Source organism: Paraburkholderia sp. GAS348 (assembly GCF_050434205.1).
Classification (GTDB): domain Bacteria; phylum Pseudomonadota; class Gammaproteobacteria; order Burkholderiales; family Burkholderiaceae; genus Paraburkholderia.
The window spans coordinates 23,243-45,048 of sequence record NZ_JBNPVT010000028.1 but is presented as its reverse complement, the minus strand read 5'-3'; the positions used below and the strand labels follow the sequence as shown (position 1 = coordinate 45,048).

21 protein-coding genes and 1 pseudogene are annotated in these 21,806 nt (G+C 64.4%); 7 read left to right on the top strand and 15 right to left on the bottom strand.

The genetic code is table 11. The annotated features are described in order from the left end of the window. The 6 genes and pseudogenes from P3T22_RS29470 to P3T22_RS29445 form a co-directional block, all read left to right on the top strand. Entirely contained in the window at nucleotides 1–1,032 is a 1,032-nt protein-coding gene (locus tag P3T22_RS29470; RefSeq protein ID WP_429326871.1) for a glycosyltransferase family 4 protein, read from the top strand. A 20-nt stretch (nucleotides 1,033–1,052) separates the two neighbouring features. After that, nucleotides 1,053–1,706, top strand: a complete 654-nt coding sequence (locus P3T22_RS29465; RefSeq protein WP_082855149.1) for a diacylglycerol kinase — start codon at nucleotides 1,053–1,055, stop codon at nucleotides 1,704–1,706. 287 nt (nucleotides 1,707–1,993) lie between these two features. Then, nucleotides 1,994–2,719, top strand: a complete 726-nt coding sequence (locus P3T22_RS29460; RefSeq protein ID WP_063495276.1) for a TetR/AcrR family transcriptional regulator — start codon at nucleotides 1,994–1,996, stop codon at nucleotides 2,717–2,719. Nucleotides 2,720–2,721: 2 nt separating this feature from the next. Then, nucleotides 2,722–3,306: a TIGR00730 family Rossman fold protein gene (locus P3T22_RS29455; RefSeq protein ID WP_429326870.1), complete on the top strand. Its 585-nt coding sequence runs from the start codon at nucleotides 2,722–2,724 to the stop codon at nucleotides 3,304–3,306. Nucleotides 3,307–3,390: 84 nt separating this feature from the next. Then, complete coding sequence (locus P3T22_RS29450; RefSeq protein WP_063495274.1) at nucleotides 3,391–4,137, top strand: SDR family oxidoreductase; 747 nt, start codon at nucleotides 3,391–3,393, stop codon at nucleotides 4,135–4,137. After that, nucleotides 4,138–4,371, top strand: a pseudogene (locus P3T22_RS29445) (glycosyl transferase); the annotation flags it as partial. It abuts the gene before it with no gap. A 2-nt stretch (nucleotides 4,372–4,373) separates the two neighbouring features. Here P3T22_RS29445 and P3T22_RS29440 read toward each other — a convergent pair. The 15 genes from P3T22_RS29440 to P3T22_RS29370 form a co-directional block, all read right to left on the bottom strand. Further along, nucleotides 4,374–4,979: a DUF924 family protein gene (locus P3T22_RS29440; protein ID WP_429326869.1), complete on the bottom strand. Its 606-nt coding sequence runs from the start codon at nucleotides 4,977–4,979 to the stop codon at nucleotides 4,374–4,376. Beyond that, entirely contained in the window at nucleotides 4,972–5,385 is a 414-nt protein-coding gene (locus P3T22_RS29435; RefSeq protein ID WP_063495271.1) for a group II truncated hemoglobin, read from the bottom strand. Before P3T22_RS29435 ends, P3T22_RS29440 begins: the two co-directional genes overlap by 8 nt. Before the next feature lie 29 nt (nucleotides 5,386–5,414). Next, a complete protein-coding gene (locus P3T22_RS29430) occupies nucleotides 5,415–7,997 on the bottom strand; it encodes an ABC transporter permease (protein ID WP_429326868.1) in 2,583 nt (860 codons plus the stop codon). Then, nucleotides 7,994–8,605 carry a DUF4126 domain-containing protein gene (locus tag P3T22_RS29425; RefSeq protein ID WP_429326867.1) on the bottom strand — a complete coding sequence of 204 codons (612 nt, stop codon included), beginning with the start codon at nucleotides 8,603–8,605 and terminating at the stop codon, nucleotides 7,994–7,996. Before P3T22_RS29425 ends, P3T22_RS29430 begins: the two co-directional genes overlap by 4 nt. A gap of 260 nt (nucleotides 8,606–8,865) precedes the next feature. After that, nucleotides 8,866–9,186 carry a quaternary ammonium compound efflux SMR transporter SugE gene (gene sugE / locus P3T22_RS29420; RefSeq protein WP_063495268.1) on the bottom strand — a complete coding sequence of 107 codons (321 nt, stop codon included), beginning with the start codon at nucleotides 9,184–9,186 and terminating at the stop codon, nucleotides 8,866–8,868. 153 nt (nucleotides 9,187–9,339) lie between these two features. Beyond that, nucleotides 9,340–10,038, bottom strand: a complete 699-nt coding sequence (gene kdpE / locus P3T22_RS29415; RefSeq protein ID WP_120298170.1) for a two-component system response regulator KdpE — start codon at nucleotides 10,036–10,038, stop codon at nucleotides 9,340–9,342. Further along, nucleotides 10,031–12,865 carry a DUF4118 domain-containing protein gene (locus P3T22_RS29410; RefSeq protein WP_429326866.1) on the bottom strand — a complete coding sequence of 945 codons (2,835 nt, stop codon included), beginning with the start codon at nucleotides 12,863–12,865 and terminating at the stop codon, nucleotides 10,031–10,033. The genes kdpE and P3T22_RS29410 overlap by 8 nt, the downstream gene beginning before the upstream one ends. Before the next feature lie 186 nt (nucleotides 12,866–13,051). Continuing rightward, nucleotides 13,052–13,630, bottom strand: a complete 579-nt coding sequence (kdpC, locus tag P3T22_RS29405) for a potassium-transporting ATPase subunit KdpC (RefSeq protein ID WP_148662223.1) — start codon at nucleotides 13,628–13,630, stop codon at nucleotides 13,052–13,054. A 51-nt stretch (nucleotides 13,631–13,681) separates the two neighbouring features. Continuing rightward, nucleotides 13,682–15,793, bottom strand: a complete 2,112-nt coding sequence (gene kdpB, locus P3T22_RS29400; RefSeq protein WP_063495264.1) for a potassium-transporting ATPase subunit KdpB — start codon at nucleotides 15,791–15,793, stop codon at nucleotides 13,682–13,684. A 44-nt stretch (nucleotides 15,794–15,837) separates the two neighbouring features. Next, a complete protein-coding gene (gene kdpA / locus P3T22_RS29395; protein ID WP_429326865.1) occupies nucleotides 15,838–17,643 on the bottom strand; it encodes a potassium-transporting ATPase subunit KdpA in 1,806 nt (601 codons plus the stop codon). Continuing rightward, complete coding sequence (kdpF, locus tag P3T22_RS29390; protein ID WP_063495262.1) at nucleotides 17,640–17,732, bottom strand: K(+)-transporting ATPase subunit F; 93 nt, start codon at nucleotides 17,730–17,732, stop codon at nucleotides 17,640–17,642. Before kdpF ends, kdpA begins: the two co-directional genes overlap by 4 nt. Continuing rightward, entirely contained in the window at nucleotides 17,729–17,842 is a 114-nt protein-coding gene (locus tag P3T22_RS29385; RefSeq protein ID WP_063495261.1) for a hypothetical protein, read from the bottom strand. Before P3T22_RS29385 ends, kdpF begins: the two co-directional genes overlap by 4 nt. A 333-nt stretch (nucleotides 17,843–18,175) precedes the next feature. Next, nucleotides 18,176–19,150, bottom strand: coding sequence for a quinone oxidoreductase family protein (locus P3T22_RS29380; protein WP_429326864.1), 975 nt, complete (start codon nucleotides 19,148–19,150; stop codon nucleotides 18,176–18,178). A gap of 53 nt (nucleotides 19,151–19,203) precedes the next feature. After that, nucleotides 19,204–19,593: a methylglyoxal synthase gene (locus P3T22_RS29375; protein ID WP_429326863.1), complete on the bottom strand. Its 390-nt coding sequence runs from the start codon at nucleotides 19,591–19,593 to the stop codon at nucleotides 19,204–19,206. A 76-nt stretch (nucleotides 19,594–19,669) separates the two neighbouring features. Further along, nucleotides 19,670–20,452 carry an SDR family oxidoreductase gene (locus P3T22_RS29370; protein WP_063495259.1) on the bottom strand — a complete coding sequence of 261 codons (783 nt, stop codon included), beginning with the start codon at nucleotides 20,450–20,452 and terminating at the stop codon, nucleotides 19,670–19,672. Nucleotides 20,453–20,688: 236 nt separating this feature from the next. Between P3T22_RS29370 and upp the strand changes: the two genes are divergently transcribed. Further along, on the top strand, nucleotides 20,689–21,339 hold the full coding sequence (upp, locus tag P3T22_RS29365) for a uracil phosphoribosyltransferase (protein WP_063495258.1): 651 nt from the start codon (nucleotides 20,689–20,691) through the stop codon (nucleotides 21,337–21,339). The last annotated feature ends 467 nt before the right edge of the window (nucleotides 21,340–21,806 follow it).

The window sequence follows — 21,806 nt, the reverse complement described above, 5'->3', positions numbered from 1 at the left end:
ATGAAGATCATGATCGTCACCGACGCATGGGAACCGCAGGTCAATGGCGTCGTGCGCACGCTGAAAAACACCACGCGCGAACTCACCGAACTAGGCCACCACGTCGACTTGCTGACGCCGCTCGAATTCAAGACGATTCCGTGCCCGACCTATCCTGAGATTCGCCTGTCGCTGATGCCGCGCCGCAAACTGCGTCAGCGCATCGACGAGTTCGCGCCCGACGCGCTGCACATCGCCACCGAAGGCCCGCTCGGCATGGCCGCACGCGCCTATGCGATCCAGCACAAGCTGCCGTTCACGACCGCTTATCACACGCGCTTTCCCGAATACGTGCAGGCGCGTTTCGGCATTCCGATCGCGCTGACCTACAAGTTTCTGCACTGGTTCCACAAAGCGTCGCTGGCAGTGATGGCGCCCACGCCGGTGGTTAAGGCCGATCTCGAAAAATTCGGCTTCACCAACGTGGTGTTGTGGACCCGCGGCGTCGATCTCGAGATCTTTCGCCAGATGGACTCGAAGGTCCTCGACACCGCACGGCCGATCTTTCTGTACGTGGGACGGGTGGCCGTCGAGAAGAACGTCGAGGCGTTTCTCAAGCTCGATCTGCCCGGCTCGAAGTGGGTCGCGGGCGAAGGCCCGGCACTCGCGGAACTGAAGTCGCGCTATCCGCAAGCGAATTACCTGGGCGTGCTGACGCAAGGCGAACTGGCCAAGGTCTATGCCGCCGCCGACGTATTCGTGTTCCCGAGCCGCACCGATACCTTCGGGCTAGTGCTGCTCGAAGCACTGGCCTGCGGCACGCCAGTCGCAGCGTATCCGGTGACCGGCCCGATCGACGTGCTGGGCGATGGCGGCGCGGGCGCCATGCACGAAGACTTGCGCGAGGCCTGCCTCGAAGCGCTGAAAATCGATCGCAGCCATGCACGCGCGTGGGCCGAACGCTTCTCCTGGGCAGCAGCGTCCGAGCAGTTCGCGGCACATCTGAAGCCGCTGCCGCGCACCTCGTACAGCGAGGAAAGCGCCGCCGCATGATGCGGCGCGCCGAGCCGCCCATGCGAGAGAGAAACGCTACCGTGGCACGCACGGCGAACGGCGCGCTGCGCGCCGTCAACGCCGTCGCTGCCGACGACGCCAGCAGCGCCGAACCGTTCGACGATGTGAACGAGACCGGTTCGCCTAATCATGCAAATCACGCACAGGGTTCAAACGGCACGAGCGGCATGAACGGCATGAGCGGCGCGCGTGTTCCAGGCGATGCCGACGAGACCCACGAACCGCTCAGCCCCGACGATCCGCTCGCACCGCTCCCCTTCAACCCATACAAGGGCAATCGCGGACTGACCCGCGCGTGGCACGCGATGAAAAATTCGCTCGCCGGGTTTCGCGTGGCGATCCGCGAGGAAAGCGCGTTTCGCCAGGAGCTCACGCTCGCCGCGATCCTGATTCCGTGCGGCGTGCTGGTGCCGGTCGAGCCCGTGTCGCGCGTATTGCTGCTCGGCTCGGTGTTGCTGGTGCTGATCGTCGAATTGCTGAATTCGAGCCTCGAGGCGGCCATCGACCGGATTTCGCTCGAACGCCATGAGTTGTCGCGCCGTGCCAAGGATCTCGGCAGCGCCGCGGTCATGGTCGCGCTCGGCATGTGTCTGATGACGTGGGGGCTGATCGTCGGGCCGCTCGTCGCGCGTTGGCTCAAAGCGTGGCTATGAACCCCACGCAGCGCGCCCCGTCGCCCCCTGAGAAATGAAAACCCCGAGTATCGCCTTGGTATAAGAACGGTCGGTTTATAATCGTTCGATAGTCTCACAGGAAAACGCTGGGCCGCCCCCATGTTTTCCGCCCCGAAGGAAGTCCCCCTGGGGGATTGCCCCTTCGGCGGGCCTGTCGCGCAGCGGCAGGTTTGGAGGCGCTCCACTATACCAACCGCGTCCGGATGGATCACGCGAAAGCGGCATGCCGCCACGCGCCCAGCCCGGCGTAACCAGGGCCGGACTACATGGAAGCCAAACCTCCCCGCCGCACCCGCGAACGGATCCTCGAACTGTCGTTGAAGCTGTTCAACGAGATCGGCGAGCCGAACGTCACGACAACGACGATCGCCGAGGAAATGGAAATCAGTCCAGGCAACCTGTACTACCACTTCCGCAACAAAGACGACATCATCAACAGCATCTTCAGCCAGTTCGAGCAGGAGATCGAAAAGCGTCTGCGTTTCCCCGACGACCACCGCGCGACCATCGACGAAATGTGGTCGTATCTGCAGTACATGGTCGATTTCACCTGGCGCTATCGCTTCCTGTATCGCGATCTGAACGATCTGCTGGCACGCAATCGCACGCTCGAAACGCACTTCAAACAGATCATCAGCCACAAGGTGCGCTTTGCGAGCCAGTTCTGCGAGCAACTCGTGGCGGACGGCGAAATGGTTGCAACGCCCGAAGAACTGCAGGTGATCGCGACCAACATCGGCGTGATCGCGACGTACTGGTTGTCGTACCAGTTCGTGATGAACCCGCGCAAGTACAACGAGCAGGAAACCATTCGCGCTGAACTGCATCAGGTAAGCGTGCAGATCGTGTCGCTGATGGCGCCTTATCTGCGCGGCCGCTCGCGGCAGCTTTTCGACGACCTCGTCTCAGGCAAGCTGCCCAAGCGCGAGTTCTACGACTACCTGCCGCCGAAGGAAGGCGCCGCGCCCCGCAACGAACCGAAGGACGTCTGAGCATGAAGTCGGTGTGTGTGTATTGCGGCTCCTCCGACGGAGCCAGACCGTTGTACGCCGAAGCCGCACGCGCTTTCGGCCGCGCGCTGGTGCAGGCCGATCTCGCGCTGGTCTATGGCGGCGGCAAGGTGGGCCTGATGGGCGTGATCGCCGATACGGTGATGGCCGAAGGCGGCCGCGCAGTCGGTGTGATCCCCGAGTTGCTGGTCAACAAGGAAGTCGGCCATAACGGCTTGACCGAGTTGCATGTGGTGCCTGATATGCACCATCGCAAGAAGATGATGGCCGACCTGTCCGATGCGTTCGTCGCGATGCCAGGCGGTGCGGGCACGCTCGAAGAGCTGTTCGAGGTCTATACGTGGGCGCAACTCGGCTATCACCAGAAGCCGGTGGCACTGCTGAATATCGACGGCTTCTACGATCCGCTGATCGCGCTGCTCAAGCACACGGTAGACGAAGGCTTCATGCGGCAGACCTATTTCGACATCCTGCAAAGGGATGCCGATCCCGTCGCGCTGATCGACAAGCTGCAACGCTATAAGCCGCCTGCCAGCGACAAATGGGCGATCAAACGCGACGCCGTTTGAGCGCTGCCTGCTGCGCTTCCTCGCCCCGCTCCACGAACACCGGCTGCACGCGCCTGCTGCCCCCACCCGAACGATGAGGTTGTGATGACGAAAGCCGTTCTGATCACCGGTGGCAGCCGCGGCATTGGCCGCGCAACCGCGCGTTTGCTGGGCGCGCGCGGCTGGTCGGTCGGCGTGAACTACGTGCGGAACCTCGCGGCCGCGCAGGAAACCGTTGCTGAGGTGGAACGCAACGGCGGCCACGCGTTGCCGATTGCCGGCGACGTCGCCAGCGAAGCCGACGTGATCGCGATGTTCGACGCGCTCCAGCAGAAGTTCGGCCGGCTCGATGCGCTCGTCAACAACGCCGGGATCGTCGCGCCGTCGAGCCAGCTTGCGGATATGGACCTCGCGCGTCTGAAGCGCATGTTCGACGTCAACGTGCTCGGCGCCTACCTGTGCGCCCGCGAAGCCGCACGCCGCATGTCCACAACCCGTGGCGGCGCGGGGGGCGTAATCGTGAACATCTCGTCGGCGGCTGCGCGTTTGGGTTCGCCGAACGAATACGTCGACTATGCCGGCTCGAAAGGCGCCGTCGACACCATGACGCTCGGCCTCGCCAAGGAACTCGGCCCGCAGGGCGTGCGCGTGAACGCGGTGCGTCCCGGTCTGATCGATACCGACATCCACGCCAGCGGTGGCAAGCCCGAGCGCGCCGCCCAGCTCGGCGCAACCACGCCGCTCGGCCGCCCCGGCAGCGCCGACGAAGTCGCCGAATCGATCGTCTGGTTGTTGAGCGACGCCGCCTCGTACGTGACGGGCGCGCTGCTCGACGTCACCGGCGGACGCTGAGCGGTGGCCGCGGCGAGCTGGTTCGATATCCGCGTGATCGGCACGCTGGCGCTGTTCGCGAGCACGCTCGTCGTCATCAAGCACGTGCACGACATGATGACCGACGTCGCGCTGACGGCCGGCGCCGCGCTCGGTTTCTGCGGACTGTTCGAACTGGTGCTGGTGCATGTGCGCGACGAAGCGCGCCTGCTGCCGGTCGACGCCCACCGCCGGCGCCACGCGATGCCGAGCGGCGTCTAGAACGACGAGCCGGGTTCTTTCAGGAAAGCCGTTTCTTCATCCGTCGACTGGCGCCCGAGCAGCGCATTGCGATGGGGAAAGCGTCCGAAACGCTCGATGATTCTGGCGTGCCTGACCGCGGACGAGTAGTAGGACGCACCACCCGGCTCGGCCTTCAGCTGTTTGAACAGGCGCAACGATTCGTGCTGGCTGGCAAGCGTTTCGCCGTGTTCGAACGGCAAATACGCGAATGCGCGGTGATGCACGGTCGGCAGCAAGAGATCGGCGCCGCTTGCGATTATCTGCTGCGCAATGCGCAGCGCTTGATGATCGGCAGCGAAAGCACGCGGTGTATTGCGGTGGCAATTGCGGGAAAACTGATCCAGCACGATGACCAGGGCTAGCGCGCCGAGCGGTGTTTCCGTCCAGCTGCCGAGAGCCCCTTCGCGCGCCGCGTCGATGAGTGTCCCGAAGCGTTCCAGCAACATCGCATCGAAGGCCTTGTCGCGCGAGAACCAGAGCTTGCGGGCATGGCCGAAGGTGGGCGCATTCGGAGCGCCGAACCAGCAATCGAGGACTGCGCGCGCCTCTGCTGCTTCCGGCTCCGCTGCCCTCTCAACCATTGCGATTACGCATCCAGTCCGCAGTCTCGAAGAACGACGTCAGCAACCGTTCCCTCAACGGCTCGGAAAGCCCAACGTCTTCCATCGCCCACGCCATGCAGCGAAGCCACTGATCCCGTTCGCTGGATGCGATCGGAAACGGCATGTGCCTCGCCCTCAACCTCGGATGGCCGAAGCGGCTGATGTAATGATCGGGGCCGCCCAGCCACCCGCACAAGAACCAGAAAAACTTGTCGCGCGAGCCGTCGAGCGACTCCGGATGCAAAGCCCGGATCCCGGCGAACGCCGTTTCGAGATCCATCAAGTCATAAAACCGGTCGACCAGTTCGCGCACGCGCGCTTCACCGCCCACCAGTTCGAAGGCCGTCGGCTGTGCGGCGGACACTTCGTCGTTAAGATCGCTCATAGCCAATCACAAAAACCAAAAGAGAAAAATCATGCGTCCCGCAGCGATTGCAACGCGGGCCGCGTCAGCACATGCCGCAAGCTGAGCCAACCGCCCACGCCCGCGCAGGCGATCCCGGCTGCGATACCCGCGGGCAACAGCCACGGATCGAAGGTCAGATAAAACTCGAACACGTGCGTCGCCAGCACCCAGCCGATCACTTGCGCGCCGATCGCGGCCATCAAACCCGCCAGCGCGCCCACCGCTACAAACTCGGCGATCTGCACTGCCCGCACCTGGCGATGCGACGCGCCCAGCGCGCGCAGCAGCGCGGATTCTCGCATGCGCTCATCGCGCGTGCCGGCAAGCGCCGCGTAGAGCACCAATACGCCGGCCGCGAGCGTGAACGCGAACAGGAACTGCACCGCGCCGATTACCTGCTGCAAGACACGCTGCACCTGCGCCAGAATCGGCCCGGTGTCGATGGCCGTGAGGTTCGGATAGGCGGCGATCAGCCCGTCGATGGTCGACTGTCTTTCCGGCGGCAAATGGAAACTGGTGATGAACGTCGCCGGGAAATCCTGCAAGGCGGCCGGCGGCATCAGCACGAAAAAGTTGACCTTGAACGAGCCCCAGTCGAGCTTGCGCACACTCGTCACCGGCGCGTCGATCTGCAAACCCGTCACGTCGAAGCGCAGCGTATCGCCGGGTTTCACGTTGATCAGCTTCGCGAGCCCCTGCTCGATCGAAATCTGCGGCGTCTTCGTGTCGCCATACCATGTGCCCGCGGAGAGACGGTTGTCGTCGGGCAGCTCGGTCGTGTAGGACAGGTTGAATTCGCGATCGACGAGTCGTTTGGCATCGTCGCCCTTGAACGAATCCGGATTGACCGGCTTGCCGTTGATCGCAAGCAGCCGGCCGCGCACCATCGGCGCGAGCACCGTGCCGGGCACACCGTGCGTGCTCAGATACTGCGTGACGGCGTCGCGCTGGTCGGGCTGGATGTCGATGATGAATTCGTTCGGCGCATCGGGCGGCGTCGATTTGCGCCAGCCGGCCACGAGGTCGTTACGCGTCATCGCGATCAGCAACAGGCACATCAGACCGATGCCGAGCGCGGTGATCTGCAACGCGCTCGCGCCGCCGCGCCGCTCCAGCGACGCCAGCGCGTAACGCCAGCCGATTCCCGCATTCACGCGCTCGCTGCGCACGACGCGCGACGCGCCCCACAACGCCAGCCGCGCGATGCACGCGAACACCAGCAGTCCGCCGGCAAAGCCGCCCGCGACGATGCCGCCGAGCTTCAGCTCGCCCGCTGCGACGATCAGGAGCGCGGCGAACAACACGATGCCGAGCGCATAGGCGGCCCACGCGGTGCGTCCCGCTTCGCCCCATTCGCGACGCAGCACGCGTACCGGCGGCACGCGCGTCAGCGGCAACAGCGGCGGCAGCGCGAAGCCGAGCAACAGGACGAGACCGGCCGCGATACCTTCGAGCGCCGGCCACGCGGTCGGGTACGGCAAAGCGACGTCGATCAGACTGCCGAGCCACGTCAGCAGCGCCAGATGCCCCAGGTAACCGAGCGCCACGCCAAGCGCGCCGCCGATCAAACCCAGCCCGACGAATTCAAGCGTGAACAGCGCACGCAGCGTGGCCTGGCTGACGCCGAGACAGCGCATCGCCGCGCAGCCGTCCAGATGCCGGCGCATATACCGATGCGCGGCCATCGCGATCGCCACCGCCGCGAGCAACGCGGTGAGCAGCGAGACGAGTGTGAGGAAGTGACCCGCGCGGTCGAGCGTCTGACGCACTTGCGGCTGGCCTTCCTGCAACGATTCGAGCGCGACGCCGCGCATCTTGCCGCCGTCGACCTTGTCATGCGCGAACTGCGCAAAGCGCGCCACGGATGCATCGGAGCCCGCCACCAGCAACCGATAGGTCACGCGGCTGCCGAAGGTGATGAGGCCAGTCGATTGGACATCGTCGGCACGCAGCATCAAACGCGGCGAAAAATTGACGAACGAGAAACCACGGTCGAGTTCGCGGGTAATCACCGCGCCGATCGTGAAGCTGCGAGACCCGACCTTCACGGTGTCGCCGACATGCAGCTTCAATGCCTCGAGCAGTGCCTGATCGACCCATACCGTACCCGGCGCCGGAATCGATTGGGTAGGATGGTCCGCCGCACCCGGCGCCGCAGCGATCCGCAACGCGCCGCGCAACGGATAACCCGGCGACACCGCCTTGACGGCGGCCAGCCGCGAGACCGGCTGTGCGCCGGCCGAATTGACCATGCTGGGGAAGATCGCCGTGCTGGCGGTATTCAGACCGAGCGCGCTCGCTTGCTGCGCGAACTGCGGATCGACCGGATGATCGGCCCGGACGATGAAATCGGCCGCGATCATGCGCCGCGCATCCCGCTCGAGCCCCTGATGCAAGCGGTCAGCCAGAAAGCCGACACTCGACAACGCCGCGACGGCCAGCACCAGCGCCAGCAGCAGCATCGTCAGTTCGCCCGCGCGCCAGTCGCGCGCCGTCATGCGAATAGCCTGGCGCAGCACGTCCGCGCCGCCCAGCCGGCGCGTTGGCCGTGAGGCCGCCCGCACCGCAGCACCCCTTACCGTATCGCTCAATCGTGCCGACTCCTGGCAAACCGCGACACCATGTGCGTCGCCATCCCGCGAAAACCGCCCTGCACGCCGCGCCACAGCCGCGGCAACGCCCAGCCGGCCAGCACCAGGAAGCCCACCATCAATACCAGGAACAGAAGCGGCACGAACAGCGCGAGCAGCATGCCGCCGAACACGAGACCGTCTTCCGCGGTCGAGGTCACGACATTCGACACCGGTTCCGGCGACAGATTGATCAGCGCGCGCGTGCCCGCTTTCGCCAGATGCGCGGTGCCCGCCAGCGTGCCGCCCGCGAGCGCCGCGACCGTCAGCAGCGCGGGATCGGCATGGCCGAGCGCGCCGGCCGCGAGTACCGCGCCGGCGGGAATCCGGATAAAGGTATGGACCGCGTCCCACAAGGAATCGAACGCGGGGATTTTGTCGGCGAGAAATTCAGTGACCGTCAGCACGCCGGCGACGCCGATGACCCACGGCGACGACAGGGCGGACAGCGTATCGGGGAGATGGATGAAGCCAAGACGTGCGAACACGCCGGCCAGCAGGACTGTCAGATAGAGGCGCAGACCGCTGCCCCATGAAAGGCCCGCAGCGAGCGAAAGTGATTCAAGCATGGCCGCCTCCAGGCGCGCTGTGCGTGCCGGGCGCTTCGACGGGCAAAGGAAAGGGAACCGCCGCACCGAAGTCGTCAGACCCGCGCCAAGCCGGCCGCGCCAAATGGGCCGCGGACAATTTCAGGTTGGATTCAGTCTCATTATAGCCACGTTAATTCGCAGAACGCAGAGCGGCGAACAAATGGCAGGCTCGAATGGCCAGTCGTTAGCGGCCGGTTCGCGCGCACGCGGACACGATAATCCGGCTGGACAACAGGGGCTCAATGCCCCGACGACAGCTTCAACCCGATCAAGCCGATCACGATCAGCGCCGCGCTCGCCACCCGCGCGGCCGTCAGCGCCTCGCCCATCATGACGATGCCGAAGATGAACGCGCCGACCGCGCCGATCCCCGTCCACACGGCGTAGGCCGTGCCGAGCGGCAACTGGCGCATTGCCATCGCGAGCAGGACAAAGCTGCCGAGCGCTGTCACCACCGTGAATACGGAGGGCCAGAGCCGGGTGAAACCTTCGGAGGTTTTGAGACCGGCCGCCCATGCGACTTCGAGCAAACCGGCAATCAGCAGAAGAATCCAGGACATGAGACAGCTCCATGGTCAGATGGGGCCGTCCCCGTTTGTAGCAGTGCGCAAGGCCGTCCTTACGAACTGTAATTATATCAAAATAGCTCGCCGCCCTGCTGCGGCGACAAGCCGCAAAGGCGCGCAAGAGCGTGGCGGACGCCTCGGGCAGGCTTAAACCGCGCCCACCAGCCGGTATCCCACGCCCGTTTCCGTGACGATATGCTCCGGTTGCGCCGGGTCGCGCTCCAGTTTCCCGCGCAGATGCGCCATATAAATACGCAGATAATGGTGGCTCTCGACATGCGACGGCCCCCACACGTCGCGCAGCAATTGCCGGTGCGTCAGCACGCGGCCGGCGTGGCGGACCAGTGTCGCAAGCAGGCGATACTCGATCGGCGTGAGATGGACGGCGGCGCCGTCGCGGCTCACCTGACGCAAGGCCAGATCGACCGTCACCGCGCCGAAGCGAACCAGTGGCGATTCATTCGCGCCGCCCTGATTGCGGCGCCGCATATGCGCGCGGATCCGCGCCAGCAGTTCCGAAACGCCGAACGGCTTGGTGAGGTAATCGTCCGCACCAGCATCGAGCGCGGCGACTTTCTCGGTTTCCTGGGTGCGCGCCGACAGCACGATGACCGGCAACTCGCTCCAGCCACGCAGCTCGCGAATCACGTCGAGACCGTCGGTGTCGGGCAGGCCGAGATCGACGATGACGAGATCGGGTTTGCGCGTCGCGGCTTCGACGAGACCTTGCTTGCCGGTCTCGGCGTCGTGCACGACGATGCCCTCACCTTCCAGCGCGGTTCGCACGAAGCGGCGAATCTGCTTTTCGTCTTCAATCAGGACGACTGTGATGCTCGGGTCACTCATGGCTAGGCTTGGAACGCGGGTTAAGAGTTAAATCGTGGTCCGGCAAGGCATCGGCGCCTTCGTCTTCCAGCGCATCCGGCGCTTCGGGCGGCGTTTCCACCGGCAGCGTGAACCAGAAGCGCGCGCCTTCGACACGGCCGTCCGCGGACATCCGATTGAGCGCGCCGATTGTACCGCCGTGCGCTTCCACGATTGCGCGGCAGATCGCGAGCCCGAGGCCGATGCCCGGCTTGGCCGACTCTTTCTCGCCGCGCGTGAATTTCTCGAACACACGCGCTTCCATGCCGGCCGGCAGACCCGGTCCGTTATCGTCGACGGCGACGCGTACGAACGACTTGCCGTCCGCGTCGAGACGTTGCGCGCCAATCGTCAAGGACGTGTCCGGCGGGGTGTATTTGGCTGCGTTCTCGAACAGGTTCGAGAAGAGCCGCTCCATCAGCACCGCATCGAGATGCAGCAGCGGCAAATCCGCAGGCAGCTTCACCTGTACCGGATGATTCGCCAGCACACGCTTGCAGGCCCGCAACGCGGCACCCACCGTTTCTTCGAGGAGCGTCCACTGCTGATTCAATTGCAGGCTGCCGGCTTGCAAGCGCGCCATGTCGAGCAGATTGGTGACGATGCCCGTCATGCGTAGTGCTTCTTCGTGAATCGCTTCGACGAGATCGTCGCCGGGCTGCGCACCGGGATGCGCCCCGCGCGATTGCGCCAGCATCGACGAAAAGCCGACGATCGTCGTCAACGGCGTACGCAGGTCGTGCGAAATCGCCGAGAGAAGCGAATTGCGCAAGCGCTCGGATTCCATATTGACAAGCGCATCGCGTGCGATGTCGACGTAGTGCACCCGCTCAAGGGCCAGTGCGATTTGCGCGGCGAACGCGTCAAGCATGCGCTGCTGCTCGGGCACATCGAGCTCGCGCTCGTCGCGCATCACAACCGCGAGCACGCCACGGGTGCGCATCGGCGCTTTCAGCGGCAGATACAGCGCGGCGGCGGCCGGCAGCGTATCGGTGCCTTGCCCAGCGGGCTTCTGCTGATCGTAGACCCATTGGCCGACGTCGATATCGAGCATCTCGCCTTCGAGCGTGATCGTCGCGTCGGGGTCCTCGATCTTCTGCTTCACCTGATCGGCACTGTCCGGCAGCAGAATCGCGACGCGCGCGCCGAACACTTCGCTCACATGCCGGCTGCCGATGCCGACGATCTGCTCCATGGTGAGCGCTGCCGCCAGTTCACGCGCCATTGCATACATCGCGCCGGTGCGTTGCTCCCGACGCCGCGCAACACTCGCCTCGCGGCGCAAGCTCGACGTGAGATGGCTGATGACGAGCGACGTCAGCAGCATGCCGAAGAAGGTCAGCAGATACTGCGTATCGGACACCGACAACGACATGCGCGGCGGCACGAAAAAGAAATCGAATGCCGCCACGCTCATGAACGACAGCACGACACCCGGCCCGCGCCCGAGCTTCACCGCCGTGAAGATCACGCCGAGCAGGTACAGCATGACGAGGTTGGTCAGATCGATATGGTCGATCAGTTGGCTCGACAGCAACGTAATGGCCGCGCAAATCGCCAACGCGAAACCGTAGGCGCGCGGCGGCGAACGGCGTTCGCGCGCCGCGCTCAACGCCTCGCGCCAAGCATTCGCCGTGGTATTCAGCAAGTGGCGATGCTCGCCGCCATCGCGTTCCGACGACGCGCGAATCAGCGTGAGATCGAGATCGCCCGCGCGTTCGGCGATGCGCTCACCGAGCGGCCGGCGCAGCCAGCGCCTGAAACCGGTGCGGGCCGAGGCGCCGGCCACCAGCTTCGAGACGTTGCGAGCCTGCGCGTAGCCGATCAGCGCGGCGACCGCATCGGTGCCTGCCAGTGTCGCGGTTTCGGCGCCGAGTTCGGCGGCGAGCTTCAAGGCATTCAGCGTGCGTTCGCGGCGCGCATCGGGCAAGCGCTGCAGCGCGGGCGTTTCCACATAGACGGCAATCCAGTCGGCCTTCAGGCTGGCGGCGAGACGTGCCGCCGCGCGCACCAGCATCGGTGCTTCCGGGCCGGGGCCGACGCACACCAGCAAGCGCTCACGTGCCTGCCAGATCCGCTGGATCGACCGATCGGCGCGATATTCCCGCATCTGCGCATCGACACGGTCCGCGGTGCGGCGCAATGCCAGCTCGCGCAACGCGATCAGGTTGCCCTTGCGAAAGAAGTTGCGCACCGCACGCTCGGCCTGCTGCGGCAAATACACCTTGCCGTCGCGCATCCGGTCGAGCAGTTCTTCGGCGGGCAGATCGACCAGCGTGACTTCGTCGGCGCGATCGAACACGCGGTCGGGGACCGTCTCCCAGACGCGAATGCCGGTGATCTGGCCGACCACGTCGTTCAGGCTTTCGAGGTGTTGGACATTGACCGTGGTGTAGACGTCGATGCCCGCGTCGAGCAGTTCGTAGACGTCCTGCCAGCGCTTCAGATGCCGCGCGCCCTGCACATTCGAATGCGCGAGTTCGTCGACGAGAATCAACTGCGGCTTGCGGGCGAGCGCGGCGTCGAGATCGAACTCGCCAAGCTTGCGGCCGCGATACTCGATAAACGCGAGCGGCAGCACGTCGAGGCCTTCTAGCAGCGCAGCGGTCTCGCTGCGGCCATGCGTTTCGGCGATGCCGACCACCACGTCCGCGCCCTCATCGGCACGGCGCCGGGCGGCCTGCAACATCGCATAGGTCTTGCCGACGCCCGCCGACGCGCCGAAAAAAATCTTCAGCCGGCCCCGCTGACGCTTTTCTTCGTCCCGTTGCAGCTTGTCGAGCAATTCGTCAGGATCGGGTCGGTTCATGCTTTCTGTTTATGGGTCTGTTCGATGACAGCCTGTGTGGGTCCACGGGGCTGCATCAGGTAGATGGTGGCACGGTAGCCGCTTCACCGCAAACGCCGGCCGCCGGAGCGCCAGCCGCCGGGACGCCGCGCCACAAAAGGCCAAGACGGCGCCACACCGGGCGCCGTCTTTGTCAGCCCCACCCGCTTAGCCTTGATGCGCAGCGTCGAGTGCGAGATTCAACTGCAGCACGTTGACGCGTGCTTCACCGAGCACGCCGAACTGGCGGCCGCTAGTGTAGCGGTCAACCAGCGCCTGCACGTCGTTCGGCGACATCTTGCGCGCCTTCGCGACACGGTCGATCTGGTAAGCCGCCGCAGCCGGGCTGATTTCCGGATCGAGGCCACTACCCGAAGACGTCACGAGGTCGATCGGCACCGGCTTCGACATGTCGGTACCCGCCGCCTTCAACGCGTCGAGGCGGCCTTTGATTTCATCCGACAACGCCGGGTTGGTCGGCCCGAGGTTCGAGCCACCCGAGCTCGTTGGGTCGTACGGTTTCGGGCTGATGGCCGACAGACGGCCCCAGAAGTACTGCGGCGCATCGAACTGCTGGCCGATCAGCTTCGAGCCGACCACCTTGCCGTTCTGTTCGATCATGCTGCCGTTGACCTGATCGTGGAACGCGGCCTGGCCGATGGCGGTCATCACAGCCGGATAAGCGAGTCCCGTGATCGCCGACAGTACGACAAAGATCACGATAAGCGGACGAAAAAGTTTCATGATTGGCAATCCTTTTAGACGCGTCCGGCAGCCAACGCCGCCGGACACAGCCTGTTAAACCCAGCCGAGCGCGGCCAGTACCATGTCGATCAGCTTGATGCCGATAAACGGCACGATGATCCCGCCGAGGCCATACACCAGCAGATTGCGGCGCAGCAGGATCGCGGCGCCGAGCGGCCGGTACTTCACGCCCTTCAGCGCCAGCGGAATCAGCAGCACGATGATCAGTGCGTTGAAGATCACCGCCGACATGATCGCCGAGGCCGGGGTGGCCAGATGCATCACGTTCAGCCTGTTCAGTGCCGGATAGGTGCTCGCAAACGCTGCCGGGATAATGGCGAAGTACTTGGAGACGTCGTTGGCAATCGAGAACGTCGTCAGCGAGCCGCGCGTCATCAGCATCTGCTTGCCGATCTCGACGATCTCGATCAGCTTGGTCGGGTTCGAATCGAGGTCGACCATGTTGCCGGCTTCTTTCGCTGCCTGCGTGCCGGTATTCATCGCCACTGCGACGTCGGCTTGCGCCAGCGCCGGAGCGTCGTTGGTACCGTCACCGGTCATCGCCACCAGCTTGCCTTCGGCCTGGTGCGCGCGGATCGTCGACAGCTTGGCCTCCGGCGTGGCTTCCGCGAGGAAGTCGTCCACGCCTGCTTCGGCTGCAATCGCGGCTGCCGTCAGACGGTTGTCGCCGGTCACCATGATGGTCTTGATACCCATCTTGCGCAGTTCGGCGAAACGCTCCTTGATGCCGCCCTTGACGATGTCCTTCAGTTCGATCACGCCGAGCACGCGTGCGCCATGCTCGCCCTTCTCGGCCACCACCAGCGGTGTGCTGCCGCGACGCGCCACTTCAGCCACGGCGTTGCTCACTTCAGTCGGATAACGGCCGCCGTTCGCTTCGACGTAGTTCTTGACGGCATCGGCTGCGCCTTTGCGGATCTCGCGGCCCAGCGCCCCGGAGGAAGTCCCCGTGGGGGACAGGTCCACACCGCTCATCCGCGTTTGCGCGGTGAAGGCGAGAAAGACTGCATGCAGCGACGCCATGTCGCGAGCGCGGATGTTGAAGCGCTGCTTGGCGAGCACGACGATACTGCGGCCCTCCGGCGTTTCGTCCGACAGCGACGACAGTTGCGCCGCATCGGCGAGCATTTCTTCGGTCACGCCCGGCGCCGGCACAAAGGTCGAAGCCTGACGGTTACCGAGCGTGATCGTGCCGGTCTTGTCGAGCAGCAGCACGTCGACGTCACCTGCAGCCTCCACAGCACGGCCTGACGTTGCAATCACGTTGGCTTGCATCATGCGGCTCATACCGGCCACACCAATGGCGGACAGCAGGCCGCCGATCGTGGTCGGAATCAGACACACCAGCAGTGCTACGAGCGCGGTGATGCTCACCACATGGCCAGCCTTGACGGCTTCGACGGAGAACATCGAGAACGGCAGCAGCGTGGCGGTTGCGAGCAGCATCACGATCGTCAGCGCGACCAGCAGAATCGTCAACGCGATTTCGTTCGGCGTCTTTTGACGCTTCGCGCCTTCGACCATCGCAATCATGCGGTCGAGGAAGGCTTCGCCCGGATTGGCCGTGACGCGCACGACGATCCAGTCCGACAGCACGCGCGTGCCGCCCGTCACCGACGTAAAGTCGCCGCCCGACTCGCGGATCACCGGTGCGGATTCGCCGGTAATCGCCGATTCGTCGACCGACGCGACACCGTCGATCACTTCGCCGTCGGCCGGAATCACGTCGCCGGTTTCGACCAGCACCACGTCGCCTTTACGCAGATCGGACGCCGTCAGAATGCGAATCGGCGACTTCGGATGCGGCTCGTTGAGCTTCTTGGCCATCACGTCTTTCTTCGCACTGCGCAGCGACGCGGCTTGGGCTTTGGAGCGGCCTTCAGCAAGCGCTTCTGCGAAGTTGGCGAACAGCACCGTGAACCACAGCCACAGCGTAACCGCGAGGATGAACCCCGCAGGCGCTTCGGCCTGGCCGCCCAGCGCGGCGATCCAGAGGATCGTCGTCAGGATGCTGCCGACGTACACGCAGAACATCACCGGGTTACGGAACTGCGTGCGTGGCGTGAGTTTCTTGAATGAGTCCACGATCGCCGGACGCACTAGCGCCGGATCGAACATGGACCGCGTTGCATTATGTTCAGTCATTGAATCCTCGTTTTTCCCGAATCGCCCGTCTCAGTTGCCAGGCATCAATGGCCGGCGATCATCATCAGATGCTCGACGCCGGGGCCGAGAGCGAGCGCAGGCACATAAGTCAGTGCGCCGACGAGCAGCACGGTGCCAAGCAGCAACACCACGAACAGCGGACCATGCGTAGGCAGCGTGCCGCCGGTGACAGCCAGGCGTTTCTTCGCCGCCAGCGAGCCGGCAATCGCCAGCACCGGAATCAGCGAGCCGAAGCGGCCAAACCACATCGCGATCGCGGTCAACCAGTTGTAGAACGGCGTGCTCACCGTCAGGCCAGCAAACGCGCTACCGTTGTTGTTCGCAGCCGAGCTGAACGCGTAGAGAATTTCCGAGAAGCCGTGTGCACCGGGGTTGGCGATACCCGCCTTGCCCGCATCGCTCAGCACCGCGATCGAGGTACCCACGAGCACCAGCAGCGGCGTGAGCAGCACGACGATCGACACCATCTTCATCTCGTACGCTTCAATCTTCTTGCCGACATATTCAGGCGTGCGACCGATCATCAGGCCTGCGACGAACACCGCGAGCATGGCGAACACGAGCATCCCGTACATACCGGAGCCCACGCCGCCGAAGATCACTTCGCCCAACTGGATCAGCAGCATCGGGTAGAGGCCGCCGAGCGGGGTCAGCGAGTCGTGCGTGTTGTCGATTGCACCGCACGATGCCGCCGTCGTGGCGACGGTGAAGATGCCCGACTGCGCGATACCGAAGCGCGTTTCCTTGCCTTCCATGTTGCCGCCCGACTGCAACGCATTGGCGGACTGGTCGACGTTCAGCGAGGTCAGGGTCGGGTTGCCGGCCTGCTCCGCGCTGATTTCACCCACCACGCAAGCAGCGAATGCGATCGTCATCACGGCAAGGACAGCAATACCCTGCTTGCGGTCCGAGATCATCCGGCCGAACACCAGGGCCAGCGCCGCCGGGATGATCAGCATCGAAAAGATCTGCAGGAAGTTGCTGAACGGCGTCGGGTTTTCGTACGGGTGTGCCGAGTTCGCGTTGAAGAAGCCACCACCGTTGGTGCCGAGCATCTTGATCGCTTCCTGCGACGCCACCGGGCCCATTGCGATGGTCTGGGTCGTCACCTTGGTGTCGACCGTCACTGCGTTACCCTTCGCATCCTTCACCGGGTTGCCTTGCGCATCGAGCTTCGGTGCGGCATAGGTGGTGGTCTGCAGGGTCGGCACGTCCTGATACGCCTTGAAGTTCTGGATCACGCCCTGGCTCATCAGCAAACCAGCGACGATCACCGACATCGGCAGCAGCACGTACAGCGTCACCCGCGTGATGTCGACCCAGAAGTTACCGATGGTCTTCGCCGTATGACGTGCGAAACCGCGGATCAGCGCGATCACCACGACGATGCCGGTGGAGGCGGACAGGAAGTTCTGCACCGTCAGGCCAAGCATCTGCGTCAGATAGCCAGCGGTCTGCTCAGGCGTGTAGTCCTGCCAGTTGGTGTTGGTGACGAAGCTGACAGCCGTATTGAAGGCACCGTCCACCGACATCGGACCGAAGGCTTGCGGGTTGCCCGGCAGCCAGCCTTGAACACGCAACAGGAGGTACAGGACCAGCACGCCGAGCACGTTGAACGCGACCGTGGCGATGGCGTAATGCTTCCAGCTCATTTCCGTCGACGAGTCGACTCCCGCGATACGGTACAGCACACGCTCGAGCGGACCGCCGAAGCGGACCACGCGAGAGGTGCCGTCCATCACGCGCGTCAGATAGCCGGCAACGGGCACTGCGGCCGCGAGCAGCACGACCAGAAAAATGACCGTTTGCAGGACATTGTTGGAGTTCATTCAATGTCCTCCGCGCGCAGCAGCGCATAGACGAGGTAAGCGAACAGCAGCGCAGTAGCAGCGCCTGATAGCCACAGAATCCAGGTCATGAGCGTGCTCCCTGGCCGCGCCGGAACTGCATCAACTTCTCGCAACCGGCAATCAAAGCAAAGGTCAGCGCTGCAAACAGCACCATCCCCCCGACGTACAGCACATCCATTTGTGTTCTCCATTAGCGGACTTTGGATGGGTAGAACGTTATGCCGATCCGCGTAAAGGCCTGGTCAAAGATGGCAGGGGCGGTATAAAAAGCGCGTAAACAAAACAGGCCGCTCCACTGGGCATGGAACGGTCTGAGGCCCATGAGGCCTGGCTTTGCAGGGAAAGGCAACGCTCGCGCGGGCTGCGGTGCGGTGCGGCGCGGAATTTTTATGGCGTCGCTATTGCGCCTTGATGGCAGCAGGCAGCGCGCCGGCGACTTGCCGGGCGCTGCCTGCCGGGTGCTGCCTGCTCCCGCGTGGCGATGTGGCCACGCGCCCAGGCATTGACGCGCTTACGGCAGCAGAATCGTCGAGCCCGTGGTGCGGCGTCCTTCGAGATCGGCGTGAGCCCTGCCCACATCCGCCAACGCGTAGCGCTGATTGATGCTCGTCTTCACCTTGCCCGACACCAGCACGTCGAACAACTCCGAGGACATCGCCTCGTAGTCGCTGCGTTTGGCGATATAGGTAAAGAGTGTGGGGCGCGTGAAGAACAGCGAACCGCGTCCGGCGAACTCCGACGAATCGATCGGCGGCAACGGTCCCGACGCATTGCCGAAGCTCACGAACATGCCGAGCGGAGCGAGGCAGTCGAGCGAGCCCGTAAACGTGTCTTTACCGATCGAGTCGTACACCACCGGCACACCCGCGCCATTGGTGATCTCGCGCACGCGCCTGGTGAAGTTTTCGCGCGTATAAACGATCGGATGGTCGCAGCCGTGGGCTTTGGCGATTTCGGCTTTCTCGTCTGAGCCAACCGTGCCGATCACCGTTGCGCCGAGCGCCTTCGCCCATTGGCAAGCCAGCAGACCGACGCCGCCGGCTGCGGCCTGAATCAGAATCGTCTCGCCGGCCTTCACGGGATAGGTACGGCGCAGCAGGTACTGCGCGGTCAGCCCTTGCAGCATGACGGAGGCCGCCTGCTCGTCGCTCAGCGCGTCCGGCACCTTGATCACCTGGGCCGCCGGCAACACACGCTCCTGGATGTATGCCCCAGGCGGACGCGCCACGTATGCCACGCGATCGCCCACTTTGAAAGCGGTCACACCCGCGCCGACCGCGGTGACTTCACCCGCCGCCTCCATACCGATGCCACCCGGCAACGGCAGCGGGTACAAGCCCGTGCGGAAATACACGTCGATATAGTTCAGCCCAACCGCGTTCTGTTTGATGCGGATCTCGCCCGCACCCGGCTCGCCCACATCGACGTCGACCCATTTCATCACCTCCGGGCCGCCGGTTTTGTCGAATCGGATTGCTTTGACCATCATGTCTCCCTGGTGGGTGGTTTCGTTCGATCGTAAAGCACCACGGCGTTGCTCTAGATCTGCTGCGTGAGACGCAAGGTCAGCACGTCGAGAATCATTCGCGCGGTCGAAATGTTGGTGGCGCACGGGATGTTGTGAACGTCGCAGGCGCGCACCAGCGCGTTGATGTCCGGTTCGTGCGGCTGCGACGTCATCGGGTCGCGCAGGAAAATCACCATGTCCACCCGCCCTTCCGCGAGTTGCGCGCCGATCTGCAGGTCGCCGCCATGCGGGCCTGACAACATGCGCTCGACCGTGAGGCCATGCGTGTCGCCGATGCGCGTGCCAGTCGTGCCGGTCGCGACAATCTCGCAGCGCCTGAGCGTGTCGACGTATTCACCGGCCAGTTTGACGATGTCGTCTTTCTTGTGATCGTGCGCGATCAGCGCAATGCGGGTGGTCATGACGTAAGACTCCTGAAACCGCTGTGATTGTCGTTGTTGTAGTGATGATGATGCCGGTGCTTCGACACGTGCCCGCTCAGAACGTACCGGGGTAAGCGCCGCCGTCGACCAGCCAGTTCTGGCCGGTGATGTAGCCGGCATGCACGCTGCACAGGAACGCACAGGCGCGGCCGAATTCATCGCGATTGCCGAAACGGCCGGCGGGGATCGTCTTCATGCGCTGCGCGCGCGCATCGTCGACGGAAATGTTTTGCGCCTTGGCTTGCGCCGCGAAGGTGGTGGCGATGCGGTCGGTGTCGAACAGCCCCGGCAACAGGTTGTTGATCGTCACGCCCGTGGCGGCCACCTTGCTGCGTGCAAGTCCCGCGACGAAGCCGGTCAGCCCCGAGCGCGCACCGTTGGACAGGCCAAGCACGTCGATCGGCGCCTTGACCGCCGAGCTCGTGATGTTGACGATGCGCCCATAGCCGCGCTCGCTCATCCCGTCGATGGTCGCGCGGATTAGCTCGATCGGCGTCAGCATGTTGCTCTCCAGCGCGCGAATCCAGTCTTCGTGCGTGAAATTGCGAAAATCGCCCGGCGGCGGCCCGCCGGCGTTGTTGACCAGAATGTCCGGCTGCGGACAGGCGGCGAGCGCCGCGGCGCGCCCTTCGGGCGTAGTGATGTCGCATGCCACTGTTTTCACTTCGACGCCGCTCTGCTTGCGAATCTCGGCGGCGGTCGCCTCCAGCGTTTCCGCCGTACGGGCGACGATCGTCAGGTTGACGCCTTCGGCTGCCAGCGCTTCCGCGCAGCCGCGCCCCAGTCCCTTGCTAGCCGCGCAAACCAGCGCGGTGCGTCCTGCGATTCCCATGTCCATGTGTGTGTCCTCGTGACGTAGTCGTGGCGCGGGGGTGGCCCCGCGGTTGTCCAATCGTTGCAAAGTCTCCCCCGATTCTAGAAGAATCGGTGCCCGACTGCGCCGGGCCACTGCAATCTCCGGTATCTTCCGGCGCCACTCTTTCGGTAAACTTGCGCCGTGGCGCGTCCGCCAGCCCGTTTCAGGCCTTGCGGACCGCCGAACCGATCCCTTTAGCCGCCGCTTGCGCCCCCGCCATGACTCAGGACAGCCGTTTTCCCAATCTTTTCATCCTCGATCACCCGTTGATCCAGCACAAGCTGTCGCATATGCGCGACCGGGACACCTCGACCCGCACGTTCCGCGAACTGCTGCGCGAGATCACCCTGCTGATGGGCTACGAAATCACCCGCAACCTGCCGATGACCACGCGCCGCCTCACCACGCCGCTGGTGGAAATCGACGCGCCGGTGATCGCCGGCAAGAAACTGGCGATCGTGCCGGTGCTGCGGGCCGGCATCGGCATGTCGGACGGCCTGCTGGAGCTGGTGCCGTCGGCGCGTGTGGGCCACATCGGCGTGTATCGTGCCGAGGACCATCGCCCGGTCGAGTATCTGGTGCGCCTGCCGGATCTGGAAGACCGTGTGTTCATTCTGTGCGATCCGATGGTCGCGACCGGTTATTCGGCCGTGCACGCGGTGGACGTGCTCAAGCGCCGCAACGTGGCCGCCGAGAACATCATGTTCCTCGCGCTGGTGGCGGCCCCGGAAGGCGTGCAGGTGTTCCAGGACGCGCATCCGGACGTCAAGCTGTATGTGGCGTCGCTCGATTCGCACCTGAACGAGCACGCGTACATCGTGCCGGGTCTCGGCGACGCCGGCGACCGCCTGTTCGGCACGAAAAACTGACAGCCGGCTGAGGAAACCGGCGGCGGCGCGCGCAACACGCCGCCAGCCGGTTTCGCACTACGCCGGTACAATCGATGTCCGCCTGAGAGACTGGGCATGCCATGCGTGGCCGGACACGGCACACTGCGCCCACTTTCGCTTCAATCCCCCGCTGCCGCGCCTGCGCGCCGTGATAAAATTCGAATCCGCTCAAAGAGCGGCTCGACTTGCACTGCCACGCGGTGCATCACGCCTTCACGCCGGATCTGCCGGGACCGGCGCACCTGGGGCGCCGCTGAGCCGCCCGCTGACCGTCCTGCCCCGCCCCAACCGCGCTGCCGACCTTTGGTCCCGCTAGCCGGGTCTGGCCGGGCGCGATCAAGCTGAGGAAAGCCTGACACCGGGCGGTCCGGCGCCGAGCGGTTTGACATCGAGGCGCAAGGTCGCAATCAGCAGCGCCGCGCGCCCGACATCGCAACGACAATTGC